General features: G+C 67.3%; 9 protein-coding genes. 8 read left to right on the top strand and 1 reads right to left on the bottom strand.

Features of this window, described 5'->3' with window-relative positions:
- Positions 1–77 precede the first annotated feature (77 nt).
- Entirely contained in the window at positions 78–2,177 is a 2,100-nt protein-coding gene (locus ACHFB9_RS17675; RefSeq protein ID WP_417068831.1) for a prolyl oligopeptidase family serine peptidase, read from the top strand.
- Positions 2,178–2,231: 54 nt separating this feature from the next.
- Here the strand turns inward: ACHFB9_RS17675 and ACHFB9_RS17670 are convergent, their stop codons facing one another.
- Complete coding sequence (locus ACHFB9_RS17670; RefSeq protein WP_417068830.1) at positions 2,232–2,666, bottom strand: hypothetical protein; 435 nt, start codon at positions 2,664–2,666, stop codon at positions 2,232–2,234.
- A gap of 132 nt (positions 2,667–2,798) precedes the next feature.
- On the opposite strand from ACHFB9_RS17670, the gene ACHFB9_RS17665 reads away from it, so the two are divergent.
- The 7 genes from ACHFB9_RS17665 to pbpC all read left to right on the top strand — a co-directional run bounded on the left by ACHFB9_RS17665 (position 2,799) and on the right by pbpC (position 15,486).
- Complete coding sequence (locus ACHFB9_RS17665) at positions 2,799–4,349, top strand: AAA family ATPase (protein WP_417068829.1); 1,551 nt, start codon at positions 2,799–2,801, stop codon at positions 4,347–4,349.
- 26 nt (positions 4,350–4,375) lie between these two features.
- Positions 4,376–5,317, top strand: a complete 942-nt coding sequence (locus ACHFB9_RS17660; RefSeq protein ID WP_417068828.1) for a DnaJ C-terminal domain-containing protein — start codon at positions 4,376–4,378, stop codon at positions 5,315–5,317.
- A gap of 3 nt (positions 5,318–5,320) precedes the next feature.
- Positions 5,321–5,626, top strand: a complete 306-nt coding sequence (locus ACHFB9_RS17655) for a chaperone modulator CbpM (protein ID WP_417068827.1) — start codon at positions 5,321–5,323, stop codon at positions 5,624–5,626.
- Between the two features lie 93 nt (positions 5,627–5,719).
- The gene (locus ACHFB9_RS17650; protein WP_417068826.1) at positions 5,720–6,625 is read left to right on the top strand and encodes a DMT family transporter; all 906 of its coding nucleotides are present in this window, start codon (positions 5,720–5,722) and stop codon (positions 6,623–6,625) included.
- A complete protein-coding gene (locus tag ACHFB9_RS17645) occupies positions 6,622–7,305 on the top strand; it encodes an SDR family NAD(P)-dependent oxidoreductase (protein WP_417068825.1) in 684 nt (227 codons plus the stop codon). The genes ACHFB9_RS17650 and ACHFB9_RS17645 overlap by 4 nt, the downstream gene beginning before the upstream one ends.
- Before the next feature lie 79 nt (positions 7,306–7,384).
- On the top strand, positions 7,385–13,267 hold the full coding sequence (locus ACHFB9_RS17640; RefSeq protein ID WP_417068824.1) for an alpha-2-macroglobulin family protein: 5,883 nt from the start codon (positions 7,385–7,387) through the stop codon (positions 13,265–13,267).
- Positions 13,264–15,486: a penicillin-binding protein 1C gene (pbpC, locus tag ACHFB9_RS17635; RefSeq protein ID WP_417068823.1), complete on the top strand. Its 2,223-nt coding sequence runs from the start codon at positions 13,264–13,266 to the stop codon at positions 15,484–15,486. The genes ACHFB9_RS17640 and pbpC overlap by 4 nt, the downstream gene beginning before the upstream one ends.
- Positions 15,487–15,490 lie beyond the last annotated feature (4 nt).

The following is a 15,490-nucleotide window of genomic DNA, read 5'->3' as shown; positions in this document are numbered from 1 at the left end:
TCGCGTATTTCGCGACGGGACTTGCCGGAGGTGGGGCTGGCCGCGACAATCGCGAATTCCCATCCCCTCCCTCCACCATGAAAACAATCCTCCCGTTCTGTCTGCTGCTCGCCTCCGGCTTGCTTGCATCGTTCGGCGCCGGAGCGGCCGAAACCGCGGCAAGCGACGATCCCAATCAGTGGCTTGAAGCGGTTGATTCGCCGCAGAGCCTGGCCTGGGTCGAGGCCAGGAATCGCGAATCCCTTTCCGTGCTGACCGCGAAGCCCGGCTTCGCGGCGCTCGAAGCGCGTCTGAAGACGATCTACGACAGCACCGAGCGGATCCCGCTGGTCAACAAGATCGGCACCGCTTACTACAACTTCTGGCGCGACGCCGATCACCCGCGCGGGATCTGGCGCCGCACCTCGCTGGCTGAATACCGCAAGAGCTCTCCGGCATGGGAGACCGTGCTGGACCTCGATGCGCTGGCCAAGAGCGAAGGGAAGAGCTGGGTCTGGAAAGGCGCGCAGTGTCTGCCCCTGGCCGGACGCCGCTGCCTCGTCTCGCTGTCGCGCGGCGGCGCCGACGCGACGGTGGTCCGCGAGTTCGATACGGTGAGCCGTTCCTTCGTCAAGGGCGGTTTCGAGCTTGCCGAAGCGAAGAACTCGGCCAACTGGGCTGGTCCCAATGCGCTCTACGTCGGAACCGATTTCGGCGCTGGCAGCATGACCGATTCGGGCTACGCCCGCGTCGTCAAGCTGTGGCAACGTGGCACGCCGCTCTCCGCGGCGAGCGTCGTCCTCGAAGGGAAGACGCAGGACATGGTGGTCTCGGCGGAACACGACTTCACGCCGGGCTATCCGCGCGACATCGTGGTCCGGATGACCAGTTTCTATACGAACGAAGTGTATCTGCGCAGCCCCAGCGGCAAGCTGCGTCAGATCGCCAAGCCGGACGACGCCGAACTCTCCTTCTGGCGCGACCACGTTCTGCTGCGCCTGCGCAGCGACTGGACACTGGCAAAGCGCACCTGGCCGGCCGGTTCGCTGCTGGCGATGCCGCTCAAGTCCTATCTCGCCGGTGGGCGCGACTTCACGCCGCTCTTCACGCCCAATCCCGGCCGCGCGATCCAGAGCATCGTGACGACCCGCGACAGCGTGCTGATCGACATCCTCGACACGGTGCGCAGCAGCGTCCAGGAGTGGAGCCGTCCGGCCGGCGGTTGGAGCGTGCGCCGCGTCGCGGTGCCGGCCAACGGTTCGGTGACCCTGAGCGCGGTCGATTCGGACACGTCGAACGAGTATTTCCTGATCCAGTCCGACTTCCTGACGCCGAACACGCTGCAGCTGGGGCGCAGCGGCACGGACAAGCGCGAGCTGCTCAAGCGTGAGCCCTCCTTCTTCAATGCCGAAGGCCTGGAAGTGACTCAGCAGATGGCGAGCTCGCGCGATGGCACGAAAGTCCCCTATTTCGTGATCCGCCGCAAGGACGCTCCGCTCGACGGCTCGCAGCCGACCGTGCTCTACGGCTACGGCGGTTTTGAAGTGTCGCTGACGCCTAACTACCTGACCTCGATCGGACCGGGCTGGCTGGAAGCGGGCGGCACCTGGGTCATCGCGAACATCCGCGGCGGCGGCGAATTCGGCCCGTCCTGGCACCGGGCGGCGCTGAAGGAGAACCGCCAGCGCGCCTACGACGATTTCATCGCGGTCGCCGAAGACCTCAACGCGCGCAAGATTTCTTCGCCGAAGCACCTGGGCATCATGGGCGGTTCGAACGGCGGTCTGCTGGTCGGAGCGGTCATGGTGCAGAGGCCGGATCTGTTCGGTGCCGTCGTCTGTCAGGTTCCGCTGCTCGACATGCGCCGCTACAGCAAGCTGCTGGCCGGTGCGTCGTGGATGGCCGAGTACGGCGATCCGGACGATGCGGCGCAGTGGGCCTACATCTCGAAGTACTCGCCCTACCAGAACGTCAAGCCGGGCGTGAAGTACGCGCCGGTCTTCTTCACGACTTCGACGCGCGACGACCGGGTCCATCCGGGTCATGCGCGCAAGATGGTCGAGAAGATGCGCGGCCTCGGCCAGGACGTCACCTACTGGGAGAACACCGAAGGGGGTCACGGCGGCGCGGCGAACAGCGCGCAGCGCGCCCGGATGTGGGCGCTGACCTACACGTATCTGCTCGACCGCTTGAAGTAGGAGCGGTTTTGCCCGCGATCAAACGGAAAAATGGCGCCTGCGGGCGCCATTTTTTTAATCGAAGCGGAACTTGAGCTGGGCGCCGACGTAGCCGGTGTAGTCGCCGATGGTCGGCGCCGCGACGAAGTTGATGCCGACGCGGCCGTATTCGACGCTGGCCATCGGCAGCGCGACGACCGGCGAGTCATAGCCGCTCGCGGCTCCGACGAAAACCCCCAGCTTGACGTGTTCCCAGCGCAGCGGTTCCCAGCGGGCGCCGGCGTAAAAGGTGTCGCGGTCGTAGCTGTTGCGGTAATAGCCCGCCATCCAGCTGAGCGGCCACTTCTGGGAGGGGCGCTCCCAGCCGGCCCCGGGGTTGTCTCCACGCAGTTCGTCGCGGCGGTCGAAGTGGTAGGCCGCGCCGGAGATCACCAGCCAGTCGTTTTCGGCGCAGGCGGCGGAGGAGAAGAGCACGGAGGCGGCGGTGAGCAGCAGGGCGATGGGGCGCATGATCGGGGAAAAAGAGGCCAGGACAGAAGTCCTCAACGATACCCGAGATCGCCGGCCACGGCTGCGCTCGCGTGGCGGGACCGCCTTCAGAGGTCTAGGGTTCTGACGTGGAGCGTGAGTGCGGAGGCGGCAATGGCAGGGGAAGCCAGCTTGGCCAGTCAGCGGCGGCTCGTCGAAGCGCTGTGCGACCCCGCTCGATACCCTCACCCAGTCGGGACGGTCGAGCTGATCGAGACCCACATCTCCTTCGTGCTGCTGGCGGGCGCTTTCGCGTACAAGATCAAGAAGGCCGTCGATCTGGGTTTCGTCGATTACCTGAGCCTTGAGCGGAGGCGTTTCTTCTGCGTCGAGGAGCTGAGGCTCAACGCCCGGCTCGCGCCGGCGCTCTATCTCGAAGTCTGCGCGATAGGTCGCAGCGCCGCGGAGCCCTGTTTCGGCGAAGAGGGCGAGGCGATCGAATATGCGGTGAAGATGAGGCGCTTCGAGCAGAGCGATCTGTTCGAAGGCGCACTCGCCGATGGTCGGCTCAAGCCGGTGCTGATCGAAGCGCTGGCGCGCCGCCTCGCCGCCTTTCACGCCGAGGCCGGTCGCACTCCGCCCGGAACCGACTTTGGCCGCCCCGACGTGGTCTGGACCCAGGTCGGGTCCTGTCTTGCCGCGCTGAAGAAGCAGCCTGGCATCGATCCGTCCCGGCTCAAGGCCCTGGATGCCTGGTGTCGGGGCGAGAACGAGCGCTGCCGCGAGGCCCTCGCGCGGCGCAAGGCGGACGGCTTCATCCGCGAATGCCATGGCGACCTGCACTTGGGAAACCTCGTGCTCCATGGCGGCGAAGCGCTGGCCTTCGACGGCATCGAGTTCAACGCCTCGCTGCGCTGGATAGACGTGATCAGCGATCTCGCATTCGCGGTGATGGACTTCGCCGCACATGGCCGGGCAGATCTGGGCTGGCGGTTGCTCGATGCCTGGCTTGAAGAGGGCGGCGACTTCGCATCTCTCGAACTGCTGCGCTTCTATCAAGTCTACCGGGCCCTGGTTCGCGCCGAGGTTGCCTGTCTGCGCGGCGCTTCGCCTGAGGCCTACCTCGACTGCGCCGAGGCTCTGAGCGTGCCGGCGAAGCCTTTCTTGCTGATCACGCACGGCTTTTCGGCTTCGGGCAAGAGCCGCCTGGCGCGCGCGCTCGTGTCCCGGCTCGGCGCGATCCGCTTGCGCTCGGATGTCGAGCGAAAACGCGCCGCAGGCCTTGCGCCGCTTGCGCGCAGCGGCTCAAGCCCCGATTCCGGCCTCTACACTGAAGAGGCGACGCAGCAGGCCTATCGGCGTCTTCGCGCGCTTGCGGAGTTCGCCCTCGCCCAGGGCTATCCGGTCATCGTCGACGCGGCCTGCCTGAAGACCTGGCAACGCAGGCTGTTCTTCGATCTGGCCCGCGAAAAGGACCTGCCCTTCGCGATCCTCGACTGCCAGGCTCCGGCCGGTGATCTGAGGCAGAGGCTCGCCGCGCGCGCGCGCAGGGGGCGGGACGCTTCCGAGGCGACGCTGGAAGTGCTGGCCGGACAGAGGGAGGGCGCTGAAGCCTTCGACGACGCGGAGATGCGCTGCGTTCTGGTGGCCGATACGGGGGGGCGAAGCGATGCGTTGGACGCCGTCCTGGTGCGGCAGATCGCGGAGCGGGTCAAGGCATTCTGAACGACGGAATTCGGGAGGAACAGCTCATGGAATTCAAGGATTACTACCGGACTCTGGGCGTCAGCCAGAATGCCTCGGATGAGGAGATCAAGAAGGCTTTCCGCAAGCTCGCGCGTAAATACCACCCCGATGTCTCGAAGGAGCCGGACGCCGAGCAGAAGATCCGCGAGATCAACGAAGCCTATGCGGTGCTGTCCGATCCGGAGAAGCGCGCCGCCTATGAGCAGCTCGGCCACGGTTATCAACCCGGTCAGGAATTCCGTCCGCCTCCGGGCTGGGATACCGGCTTCGAATTCTCGAACCGGGGCTTTTCGTCGTCGGACGCCGCCGATTACAGCGATTTCTTCGCCGAGCTCTTCGGACACATGGGCGCGGGACGCGCCTCCCATGCTCACCGCGGGCATGCGCAGCGCGGCGAGGATCACCATGCCAAGGTGATGCTGGATCTGGAGGACAGCTTTACCGGTCCGACCCGGCAGATCTCGCTGAGACTTCCCCAGCTCGACGCGCACGGTCGCGTCATGCTGGTCAATCGCACGCTGAACCTGAAGATTCCGGTGGGGATCTTCGAGGGGCAGATCATCCGCCTCGCCGGTCAGGGCGGACCTGGCCTGGGCGGCGGCGTCTCCGGCGATCTGCTGCTCGAAGTGCATTTCAATTCCGACTCACGGCTGAGAGTCGAGGGCCGCGAGCTGCATCGGGTTCTCCCTGTCGCGCCGTGGGAAGCGGCGCTCGGCGCGGTGATCCCGATCCGCCTTCCTGGCGGAAGCATCTCGGTCCGCCTGCCGCCGGGAAGCCAGAGCGGGCGGATCCTGCGCGTGCGCGGCAAGGGAATTCCCGCGAACCCGCCCGGCGACCTGCTGTTGGAGATCCAGGTGCTTCTGCCGGCGGCCGACACGCCCAGAGCGAAACAGATCTACGAGGACATGGCGCGCGAACTCGCTTTCGATCCGCGCCGGGGAGAGTGAGCGATGCGCGACGATGAGGTTCTGATCGGCAGTCTCGTCGAGGACTCCTGGCTGCCCCTGGAGAGCGTGGCGGCCGCCTGTGCGGTCGAGCCGGAATGGCTGATCCTGCATATCGAGGAAGGGCTTTTCCCGAGCGCCGAGAGCGTGGCCGGAACCTGGCGCTTCTCGCACGCCTGCCTGACCCGGGCGAGGCGGATGCGCGCGCTCGAACGCGATTTCGACGCGGTGCCCGAGCTCGCCGCGCTGGTCGCCGACCTGCTGGAGCAGATCGACGAGCTGCGCGCCCGGCGCCCGACGGGAATGGGCTGAGCGATTCATCGGCTCGTGCCCGCGATGCCCTGAGGGGATGTCGCGGCCGCGCGCACCGCATAGAATGCGGTTTTCCTCTGGCTGGAAAACCTCGTGCCCTCTGAAGAGCGCCTCGCGCCTGTCATCGTCCAGCAGCTTCTCGTTGCCCTGATCTGGGGCGGGACCTGGATCGCCGGCCGCCTCGTCTCCGCCGAGCTGCCGCCCCTGGCCGCGGCCGGCTGGCGCTTCCTGTTCGGTTCGCTGACCCTGGGCTTTCTGGTCTGGCGTGCGAACGGCGGTCTGCCCCGCATCGGTCCAGGCGACGCTGTGCGCGTGCTGGCGATGGGCGCTTTCGGGATCTTCGCGTACAACCTCTGTTTTTTCTTCGGACTCAAGCACGTCCAGGCGGGGCGCGCAGCGCTGGTCGTCGCGCTGAATCCGGTCGCGGTCGCGCTGGCGGCCAGCTTTTTCGGCGAGAAGCTCGCGCGCCGGAAAGTGCTGGGCATCGCGGTCGCGCTGGCCGGCTGTCTGCTGGTGATCTCGCACGGCGAGCCTCAGGCTCTGCTCGGTGGCGCTCTGGGCCTGGGTGAGCTGGCCATCCTCGGCTGCGTCGCGAGCTGGACCGTCTATACGCTGATCGGCCGCAACGCCGGCCGCTCGCTCGCGCCGTTGACGATGACCTTCTATGCGAGTCTGGCGGGGGGGCTGCTGCTGGCGCTGGCCGGGCTCGGCGAGGGCAGCCTCAGAGCGCTGCCGCATCTGTCGGGCCAGGCCTGGCTGTCGCTCGTCTATCTGGGCGTGCTGGGCAGCGGTTTCTCCTACGTCTGGTATGCGAACGGTGTGATGAAACTGGGGGCGGCGCGTGCCGCCGCCTTCATCAACCTGGTGCCGATTTGCGCGGTGTTGCTCGGTGCGGCCTTGCTCGGCGAGAGAATCGACGCGATGGAGATCGCCGGCGGCGCGCTGGTGCTGGTGGGTGTGTGGCAAACCAATCGAAGCAAAGCGGAAATGCGGACATGACCCAGAAAACGGTATTGATCGCCGGCGCTTCGCGTGGGCTGGGCCTCGAATTTGCGCGCCAGTACTCGATCGCGGGCTGGAAGGTGCTGGCCGGTGTGCGCGAGCCGGCCCGGGCGGTGGCGCTGATGCGGGTCAAGGGCGTCGAGCTCTTCCCGCTCGACGTGACTTCGGCCGGTTCGCTCGCCGATTCCGCCTGGCTTGCCGACGAGGACCCGCTCGATCTGCTGCTGGTCTGTGCCGGACTGTACGGGCCGGACACGGCCGGCTTCCTCGCCCCCGGCGATGCCGACTTCGATGCGGTGATGAGGACCAACGTGCTGGGCCCGATGCGGGTGATCCAGACCTTCGGCGATTCGGTCGCGAAAGCGGGCGGCAGGATCGCGGTGCTGAGTTCAGCGATGGGCTCGATCGGCGCGAGCACGCAGACTTCCGGCCTGCTCTACCGGGCCTCGAAAGCCGCCGCGAACATGGTCGTCAAATGCGCCGCGCTCGAATACGGCCCGAAGGGCGGAACCGTCGTCGCGCTGCATCCGGGCTGGGTGCGCACCGACATGGGGGGTGAAGGCGGCGAGCTTGACGCCTACACGTCGGTCCGCGGTCTGCGCTCGGTCATCGAGGGCCTGGAGGCGCAGGCCAATGGCGGCTTTTTCGACTGGCGCGGCGAAGCGCTGCCGTGGTGATCATTTCCCTCAGGGAAGTGATGACGCGCGCATGATTCCGGGTTAGCATCCGCCGCAGCGACAAGCGCCGGGAGGCTCGATGAAAAAGCGTGTGATTGGGGTGGGGGCGGCGCTGGCTGCCGTGGCGAGCTTTGCGCTCTATGCGACGGCCCAGGTGCCGGTCAAGGTCGAGGCCTTCGGCCCGAGAGGCGAGGTCAAGAGTGTCCGTCAGGTCACGGCCCGTTTCTCCGAACCGATGGTCGCTTTTGGCGACCCTCGCCTCCCCTCTCCTTTCGACATCCAGTGTGCGGCCAAGGGGAGCGGCCACTGGGTCGATGCGCGCAACTGGGTCTACGACTTCGAGGCCGACCTGCCGGCAGGGCTCAAGTGCAGCTTCACGGTCAAAGCCGGACTGAAGAGTGCGGCGGGTTCCGCGCTCGCGTCGGAGAGCTTCGGTTTTTCGACCGGCGGACCGGCGGTCAGGGCGAGCTGGCCCAGTGACGGGGACGAGAACATCGACGAGCTGCAGCACTTCGTGCTCGCGCTCGATGCGGCGGCCGATCCGGCGAGCATCCGCGAACACGCTTCCTGCAGTGTCGCAGGCATCGGCGAGAAGATTCCGCTCGAAGTGCTCGAAGGCAAAGACCGCGATGCGATCCTGGTCGAGCAGCAGAACCAGGCCCACGAGGTCTTCGCAGTCCTGAGCAAGAGAGGGCACACGGGGCTTTTGACCGTCAAGGATTCCCGGCTCAAGGATGCGCCGCTCGTCGTCGCCCGCTGCGCGCGGCGCCTGCCGCCCGGCGCGAAACTGAGCCTCAACTGGGGCGCGGGCATTCGCACCGCGAGCGGGATCGCGACCAGTGCGAACCAGACTCTCGCCTACAAGGTCAGATCCGACTTCGAAGTGCGGCAGAGCTGCACCCGGGTCGGGCCCAAGGCTGGCTGCGTGCCGGTGCTGCCGATCATGCTGGGCTTCTCGGCTCCGGTCGAGCGCGCGCTGGCGCAGAAGATCGAGCTGCGCGCCAAGGATGGCAAGGTCTTCACCCCGGCGATCGACGAGAAGGCGAAGAGTGTCGAGTCGCTCGAATTCAAGGGGCCTTTCCCGGCCCGCAGCGAGCTCTCGCTGGTCCTGCCTTCGGGCTTCAAGGACGACGCGGGTCGCGCTCCGGTCAATGCCGCGTCCTTTCCGCTGAAACTGCGCATCGACGAAGATCCTCCGCTGATCAAGTTCCCGTCGCGCTTCGGCATCCTCGAAGCGAATGCCCAGCCCCTGCTGCCGGTCTCGGTGCGCAATGTCGAAGCGACGCTGAGGGGGCGCAGCGCGACGCTGCCCGCCGTCGCGAACACCGCTGGAAGCGGCAAGCTGGCCCGCCTCGATGCGTCCGACGACAAGGCGCTCGCCAGTTGGCTGGACAAGATTCTGCTGCCGCCGCATGAGCGCAACGGGAACATGATCGGCAGCGAGGGCGAGGCGCGCTACCCGCGCGAGGGTGAACTGCCCTTGTTGCACCAGCAGAAGAAGCTCGCCGCGACGCCGCTCGAACTTCCCCGCGCTTCGGGTGACAAGACTTTCGAGCTGATCGGCATTCCCCTGCCCAAGCCCGGTCTCTACGTCGTCGAATTCGCGAGCAAACGCCTCGGCGCGGCGCTGCACGGCGAGAAAAAACCGTATTACGCGTACTCGTCGGCGTTGGTCACCAACCTCGCCGTGCATTTCAAGCGGGGCCGCGAATCGTCGCTGCTCTGGGTGACGCGGCTCGACAACGCGCAGCCGGTCGCCGATGCCGAGGTCCGCATCACCGACTGCCTCGGTGTCCGGCTCTGGGATGGCCACACCGACAGCCACGGCATCGCGCAGACGACGGTTCCTCTGCCCTCGCACTGGCGGGAGGAGTGCCGCCACACCGAAAACGGCTACATCGTCACGGCGCGCAAGGACGGCGATTTCTCGTTCATGCTGACGAGCTGGCACAACGGCATCGAACCCTGGCAGTTCAACCTGGCCGGTGGTCAGGTCGAGCGGCCGCTGATCGCGCATACGGTGCTCGACCGGCCCCTGTTCCGCGCCGGAGAGACCGTGTCCATGAAGCACTTCCTGCGCCAGCCGAGCGGCAAGGGCTTCACGACGCCCAAGCCCGAGTCGCTGGTCCAGAAGATTGAGATCTCCCACGAAGGCAGCGGCCAGCGCTATCCGGTCAGCGTCGCATGGCGCAACGGCGCCGGCGTTTCGAGCTGGGCCATTCCGAAGGAAGCGAAGCTGGGCCTGTACAAGATCGTGCTGCACGGTGCGCGCGGCGAGATCGAATCGGGCTCCTTCCGCGTCGAACAATACCGGGTGCCGCTGATGAAGGCCGCGATCAAGCCGCCGGCGGCGCCGACGGTCAATTCGGCCAGCCTGACGGTCGATGCTCAGCTCGGCTATATGGCGGGCGGTCCGGCCGCGGGTGCGCCGGTCAAGTTCCGCAGCCGCGTCGTGCCCTATCCGCTGATCTTCCCCGGCTATGACGATTTTTCCTTCGGTGGCCGCCTTCCCAAGGAAGGGCTGGAAGTCCAGGAGCCCTACGGCTATGACCCGGACGGCGAGGATGAAGGCAACGATGCCGGCGAAGCCGGAGATGCCGGGGTCGGTTACCCGGTGCGCACGAAGAGCCTGAGCCTCGATGCTTCGGGCGGCGCCCGGGTCGTCTTCGATGGGCTGCCCCGCGGCGGCGAGAGTCGCGCGCTCGAGATCGAGATGGAGTATGCCGACCCGAACGGGCAGATATTGACCAGCGCGAATCGGGCGCTGCTGCTGCCCTCCGCGGTCGTGCTGGGCATGCGCCTGGAGAGCCATTGGGCGACGCGCGAGCGGCTCGCGTTCAAGGTGCTGGCGCTCTCGCCCCAGGGCAAGGTGCTGGCCGGGCGCAAGGTCGTTGTCGAAGCCTATCTGCGCAAGTCCTACGCGTATCGCAAGCGTCTGCTGGGGGGCTTCTACGCTTATGAGGAGACCGCCGAGACGAAGAAGGTTGGCACTGTCTGCAAGGGCGAGACCGATGCCCGCGGTCTGCTGGTCTGCGACGGCGAGGCGCCCGAGGGCGGCGAGCTGGTTCTGGTCGCCCGCGCCAAGGATGATGCCGGCAATGAAGCGATCGCGCGTGCTGACACCTTCATCGCCGATTCCGACGCCTGGTTCGGTGCGGGCGCGAGCGACCGCATCGACGTGCTGGCGGACAAGCGTTCCTACGAGCCGGGCGAGACGGCCCGCTTCGAAGTGCGGATGCCCTTCCGCGAGGCGATGGCTCTGGTCACCGTCGAACGCGAGGGCGTGCTCGATGCGAAGGTCGTGCCGATCTCGGCGAAGTCGCCCTTCGTCGACGTCAAGATCCTCGACAGCTACGGTCCCAACGCCTATGTCTCGGTCATGGTGATCCGGGGGCGGGTCGATCCGGAAATGCCCGGCCGCTTTGCCTGGCTCAAGCGCATGGTCTACCGGATCGGGATGTTCTTCGGCCTGGTCAAGGAGATGCCGCGCGAAGTCGATACCCGGCCGACCGCGCTGGTCGATCTGACCAAACCCGCTTTCAAGCTCGGCATGGCGCAGATCCGTGTCGGTTGGCAGGGCTATACCTTGAACGTCAAGGTCGAACCGGACAAGGCTGCCTATCGCGTCCGCGACCGCGCCGCGGTCAAGATCACCGTGACGACTCCGGATGGGCGCCCGGCGCCGAACGCCGAAGTCGCGCTGGCCGCGGTCGATGAAGGCCTGCTGGCGCTGGCGGCGCCGACTTCGTGGAATCTTCTCGAAGCGATGATGGAGCGTCGCCCGGAGGAGGTCGAGACTTCGACGGCTCAGTCGCAGGTGATCGGCAAGCGCCACTTTGGCAAGAAGGCGGCCGCGCCGGGCGGCGGCGGGGGCGCTGCCAACGCGCGCGAACTGTTCGACACGCTGCTGCTGTGGAACCCTGCGCTCAAACTCGACGCGCGCGGCGAGGCGCGCGTTCTCGTGCCGCTCAACGATTCTCTGACCTCGTTCCGGATCGAGGCGATCGCCCATGCCGGCGACAACCGCTTCGGTTCGGGCAGCGCGAGGATTTCGAGCACCCAGGAACTGATGCTGTTCGCCGGGCTACCGCCTTTCGTCCGCGAAGGCGACCGCTTCGATGCTGGCGTCACGGTGCGCAATGGCGGCGAGCGTCCTCTGACGCTCGATGTGGGACTGAACGGCACGGCGGGTGCGCTGCCGGTTCCGGGCGGCAAGCAGCGTGTGAGCCTGGCGGTGGGTGAGGCGAAAACGCTCAGTTTCCCGACCCAGGTCCCCTTCGATGCGCGGCAGATCGAATGGCGAATCGAAGCGAACGAGGTCGGCGGCGGGCGCGCCCGCGATGCGCTCAAGTTCACGCAGACGGTTGGTGCGGCCTATCCGGTGCGGGTCTATCAGCAGACCCTGGAACAGCTCGAGGTTGGCAAGGTGCTGAGCTTCCCGGTGCAGATTCCGAAGGGGGCGATCCCTGGCCGCGGCGGCGTCGATATCAGCCTGAGCTCGTCGCTGGGCGGCAACTTTGCCGCGGTGCGCGACTGGATGTCGCGCTACCCCTATTCCTGCCTTGAGCAGAAGACATCGATCGCGATCTCGACCGAGGACGCGGCAGCCTGGCAACGGGTTGCGAACAGCATGGCCGCCTATCTTGACCGCGACGGGCTGGCGCGCTATTTCGCGACCGACCGGCTGGAAGGGGACGATTCGCTGACCGCTTATCTGCTGCGCATCAGCCAGGCCGCCGGGCGCGAGATCCCGGAGGCGACGCGCGAGCGGATGCTGAAGGGACTGGAGGACTTCGTGGCTGGTCGGGTGCGGCGCTACGGATCCATCGAGAGCGCGGATCTGGCGGTGCGCAAGATGGCCGCGATCGACGCGCTGGCTGTCTTCGGCCGCGCCCGCCCCGAGATGCTGCAGACTCTGGAGATCGCGCCGAACCTGTGGCCCAGCTCGGCGGTGATCGACTGGATCTCGGTGCTGCATAGGCTCTCCGGCGTTCCCGAGCACGACAAGCGGCTCGACGAGGCGCGGCAGATCCTGCGCTCCCGGTTGATGTTCTCCGGCACGACGCTGAATTTCTCGACCGAGAAGCAGGATTACCTGTGGTGGCTGATGGTCTCGCCCGATCTCAACGCGGTGCGCGCTCTGGCTGTGCTGAACGACGATCCCTTCTTCCAGGCCGACATGCCCCGGCTCGCGCGCGGAGCTCTGGCCAGGCAAGTCCAGGGGCGCTGGCGGACGACGCTTGCGAACGCGTGGGGCGTTGTCGCTCTGCGCCACTTCCAGGCCCGCTTCGAGCGCGAAGCGGTGGGCGGCAATACCGCGCTGAGCCTGGGCAAGCTCCAGCAGAAGCTGGATTGGGCGCAGGCCAAGGCTGCGGATCCGGGCGTCTCCGGCAGCGCCACCGGGCGTGAGCTGGCTGCTCATCTCGCCTGGCCGGCGGGGGCCGCGCCGCTGTCACTCTCCCACGAGGGCGGCGGCAAGCCCTGGGCGATCGTCACTTCGCGTGCCGCATTGCCGCTCGCGAAGCCCTTGTTCGCCGGTTACCAGATCCGTCGCACCGTCACCGCGATCGATCAGAAGAAGAGCGGCGTCTGGAGTGTTGGCGACGTCTATCGCGTCAAGCTGGACATCGATGCGCAGTCCGATCTGACCTGGGTCGTCGTCAATGATCCGGTGCCGGCCGGCTCGACCGTGCTGGGCAGCGGTCTGGGCGGCGATTCGGCGCATCTCGTCGCGGGCGAGAAACGTTCGGGCTGGGCCTGGCCCAGCTTCGAAGAGCGGGCCTTCGATGGCTACCGCGCCTACTACGCCTATCTGCCCAAGGGACGGCACAGCATCGAGTACAGCGTCAGACTCAACAACGCCGGTCGTTTCCTGTTGCCGGGCTCCCGCATCGAGGCGATGTACGCGCCCGAGATCTTCGGTGAAACTCCGATTCCGGTCATGGAGATCCGCGCGCGGTGAGGCAGAGTTTGATGGGCCTGCAGCGCCGGCTCCGTTTGTCGGCGTTGTGGCTTTGGGCGCGCCGGCCATCGCGGCGCGCCGTGCTGATCGCGCTGGGCCTGCTTCCCCCTCTCGCCGCGATCGTCGTGCTGGCCAGCCCGGTGCCGGATTTCACCTCAGTGAAAGCGGTGAGTTCGGGCTCGGAGGCGGTGCTGCTCGCGCGCGACGGTCAGGTGCTGCAGCACCTGAGGCTGGACCGCAGAGCACGCGTGCTCGCCTGGGTGCCTCTGGACCGGGTCTCTCCGGCGATGCGCGAAGCGGTGCGGCTGGCCGAGGACGAGCACTTCCGCTACCACCCCGGCGTCGATCCGCTGGCCATCCTCTCGGCCGCCTTTGACAACCTGAAGCGGGAGCGGCCGCGCGGTGCCAGCACGATCACGATGCAGCTCGCCGACCTGCTCTCCGGGCGCGCCGCCCGCCCTTCCGCTGGCCACGGCTTCTTCGGCAAGCTCGATCAGATCCGCAGGGCGCTGGCGCTGGAACTGCACTGGAGCAAGGACCAGATCCTCGAAGCCTATCTGAACAGGGTCGGTTTCCGCGGTGATCTGGTCGGCATCGGCGCGGCGTCCTACGGTCTGCTGGCCAAGGGGCCGGAAGGTCTCGGCGAGGCGGACTCGGCGGTGCTCGCGGCGCTGATCCGCTCACCCGGCGCCTCGCGGGCCAAGGTTGCGAGGCGGGCCTGTGCCGTGCTGCGCGCCGGCGGCCGGGGGCTGTCCTGTGACGAGGCTTCTCTGGTCGCGATGGCGATGCCGCGCCGGCCCCATCCTATGCCCGGCGTCGACGACGCGCCGCATCTGGCCCGCCTGCTGCTCAAAAAGCCCGGTGAGGCTCTGCGCTCGACGCTCGACGCCGATCTGCAGCGCTTTGCCGCAACGGCGCTGCGCAACCGGCTCGCCGAGCTGGACGAGCGCCACGTCGAGGATGGCGCCGTGATCGTGCTCGACAACCGCAGCGGCGAAGTGCTGGCCTGGGTCGGTTCGAGCGGTGAGCTGTCCGGGGCCGCCGCGGTCGACGGGGTCCAGGCCCTGCGCCAGCCCGGCTCGACGCTCAAGCCCTTCCTCTATGGTCTGGCGATCGAGCAGGGCTGGCTCACCGCCGCGTCCCTGCTCGACGACTCGCCTTTGGCGCTGACCACGCCCTCCGGCCTCTATATCCCGCAGGATTACGACCGCCACTTCAGGGGCGCGGTGTCGGTGCGCTCGGCTCTGGGCTCTTCGCTGAACGTGCCGGCGGTGCGGACCCTGACCCTGGTCGGCCTCGACCGCTTCCTGCAGCAGCTCCACCGCTTCGGTCTCGCCACGCTGGACAAGGAGGCCGAGTTCTACGGCTATGGGCTCGCGCTGGGCGGCGCCGAGGTTCGGCTGATCGATCTCGCGAATGCCTACCGGACTCTGGCCAATGGCGGCGAATTTTCGGTCGCGCATCTGCGGCCTGGTGAGGCTCCCGGCGCGCGGCGGCGCGCGATCAGCCCTCAGGCGGCCTTCATCGTCGGCGACATCCTGGCCGATCCGGCCGCCCGGGCGCTGACTTTCGGTCTGGCGAGCCCGCTCTCGACCCGGACCTGGGCCGCGGTGAAGACCGGCACCAGCAAAGGCATGCGCGACAACTGGGCGATCGGCTTTACCGACCGCTATACGGTTGGCGTCTGGGTCGGCAATTTCTCCGGCGAGCCGATGTGGGATGTCTCGGGCGTCACCGGCGCGGCGCCGATCTGGCGCGACCTCATCGAACACCTGCACCAGCGCGAGGCCAGCCGAACGCCGCAGGCGCCGGTCGGCGTGCAGAGGCGGAGCGTCAGCTTTGCCCCGGAAGTCGAGGCGGTGCGCGAGGAATGGTTTCTGGCACCCAAGGGGGCGACCGAACGGGTCGGGCCGGCCGTGGTTCAGCGCCTGGCCGAAGCGAGGCCCCAGCTGATCGCGCCGCCCGACTCAGCGATCCTCGCGCCTGATCCGGACATCCCGCAGCGCGCCCAGGCCGTTCTGCTGCAGGCGAACGGCTCGGGCTGTCTGTGGCTCGATGGTCGCGCCATCGCGCCCTGCGGCAAGCTCAAGACCCTGATCCCCCTGCCCCTGCCCGGCAGTCACAGGCTGGAGCTGCGCGCGAAGGGCAGCGGCGAGCTTCTCGACACCCATCAGTTTACGGTCAGGGCGCTTTCCGCTCCCCGCCGGCCGGGTGCCTGAACAA

This window comes from Niveibacterium terrae (assembly GCF_048213115.1).
Classification (GTDB): Bacteria; Pseudomonadota; Gammaproteobacteria; order Burkholderiales; family Rhodocyclaceae; genus Niveibacterium; species Niveibacterium terrae.
This window is presented reverse-complemented; position numbering and strand designations above follow the sequence as displayed.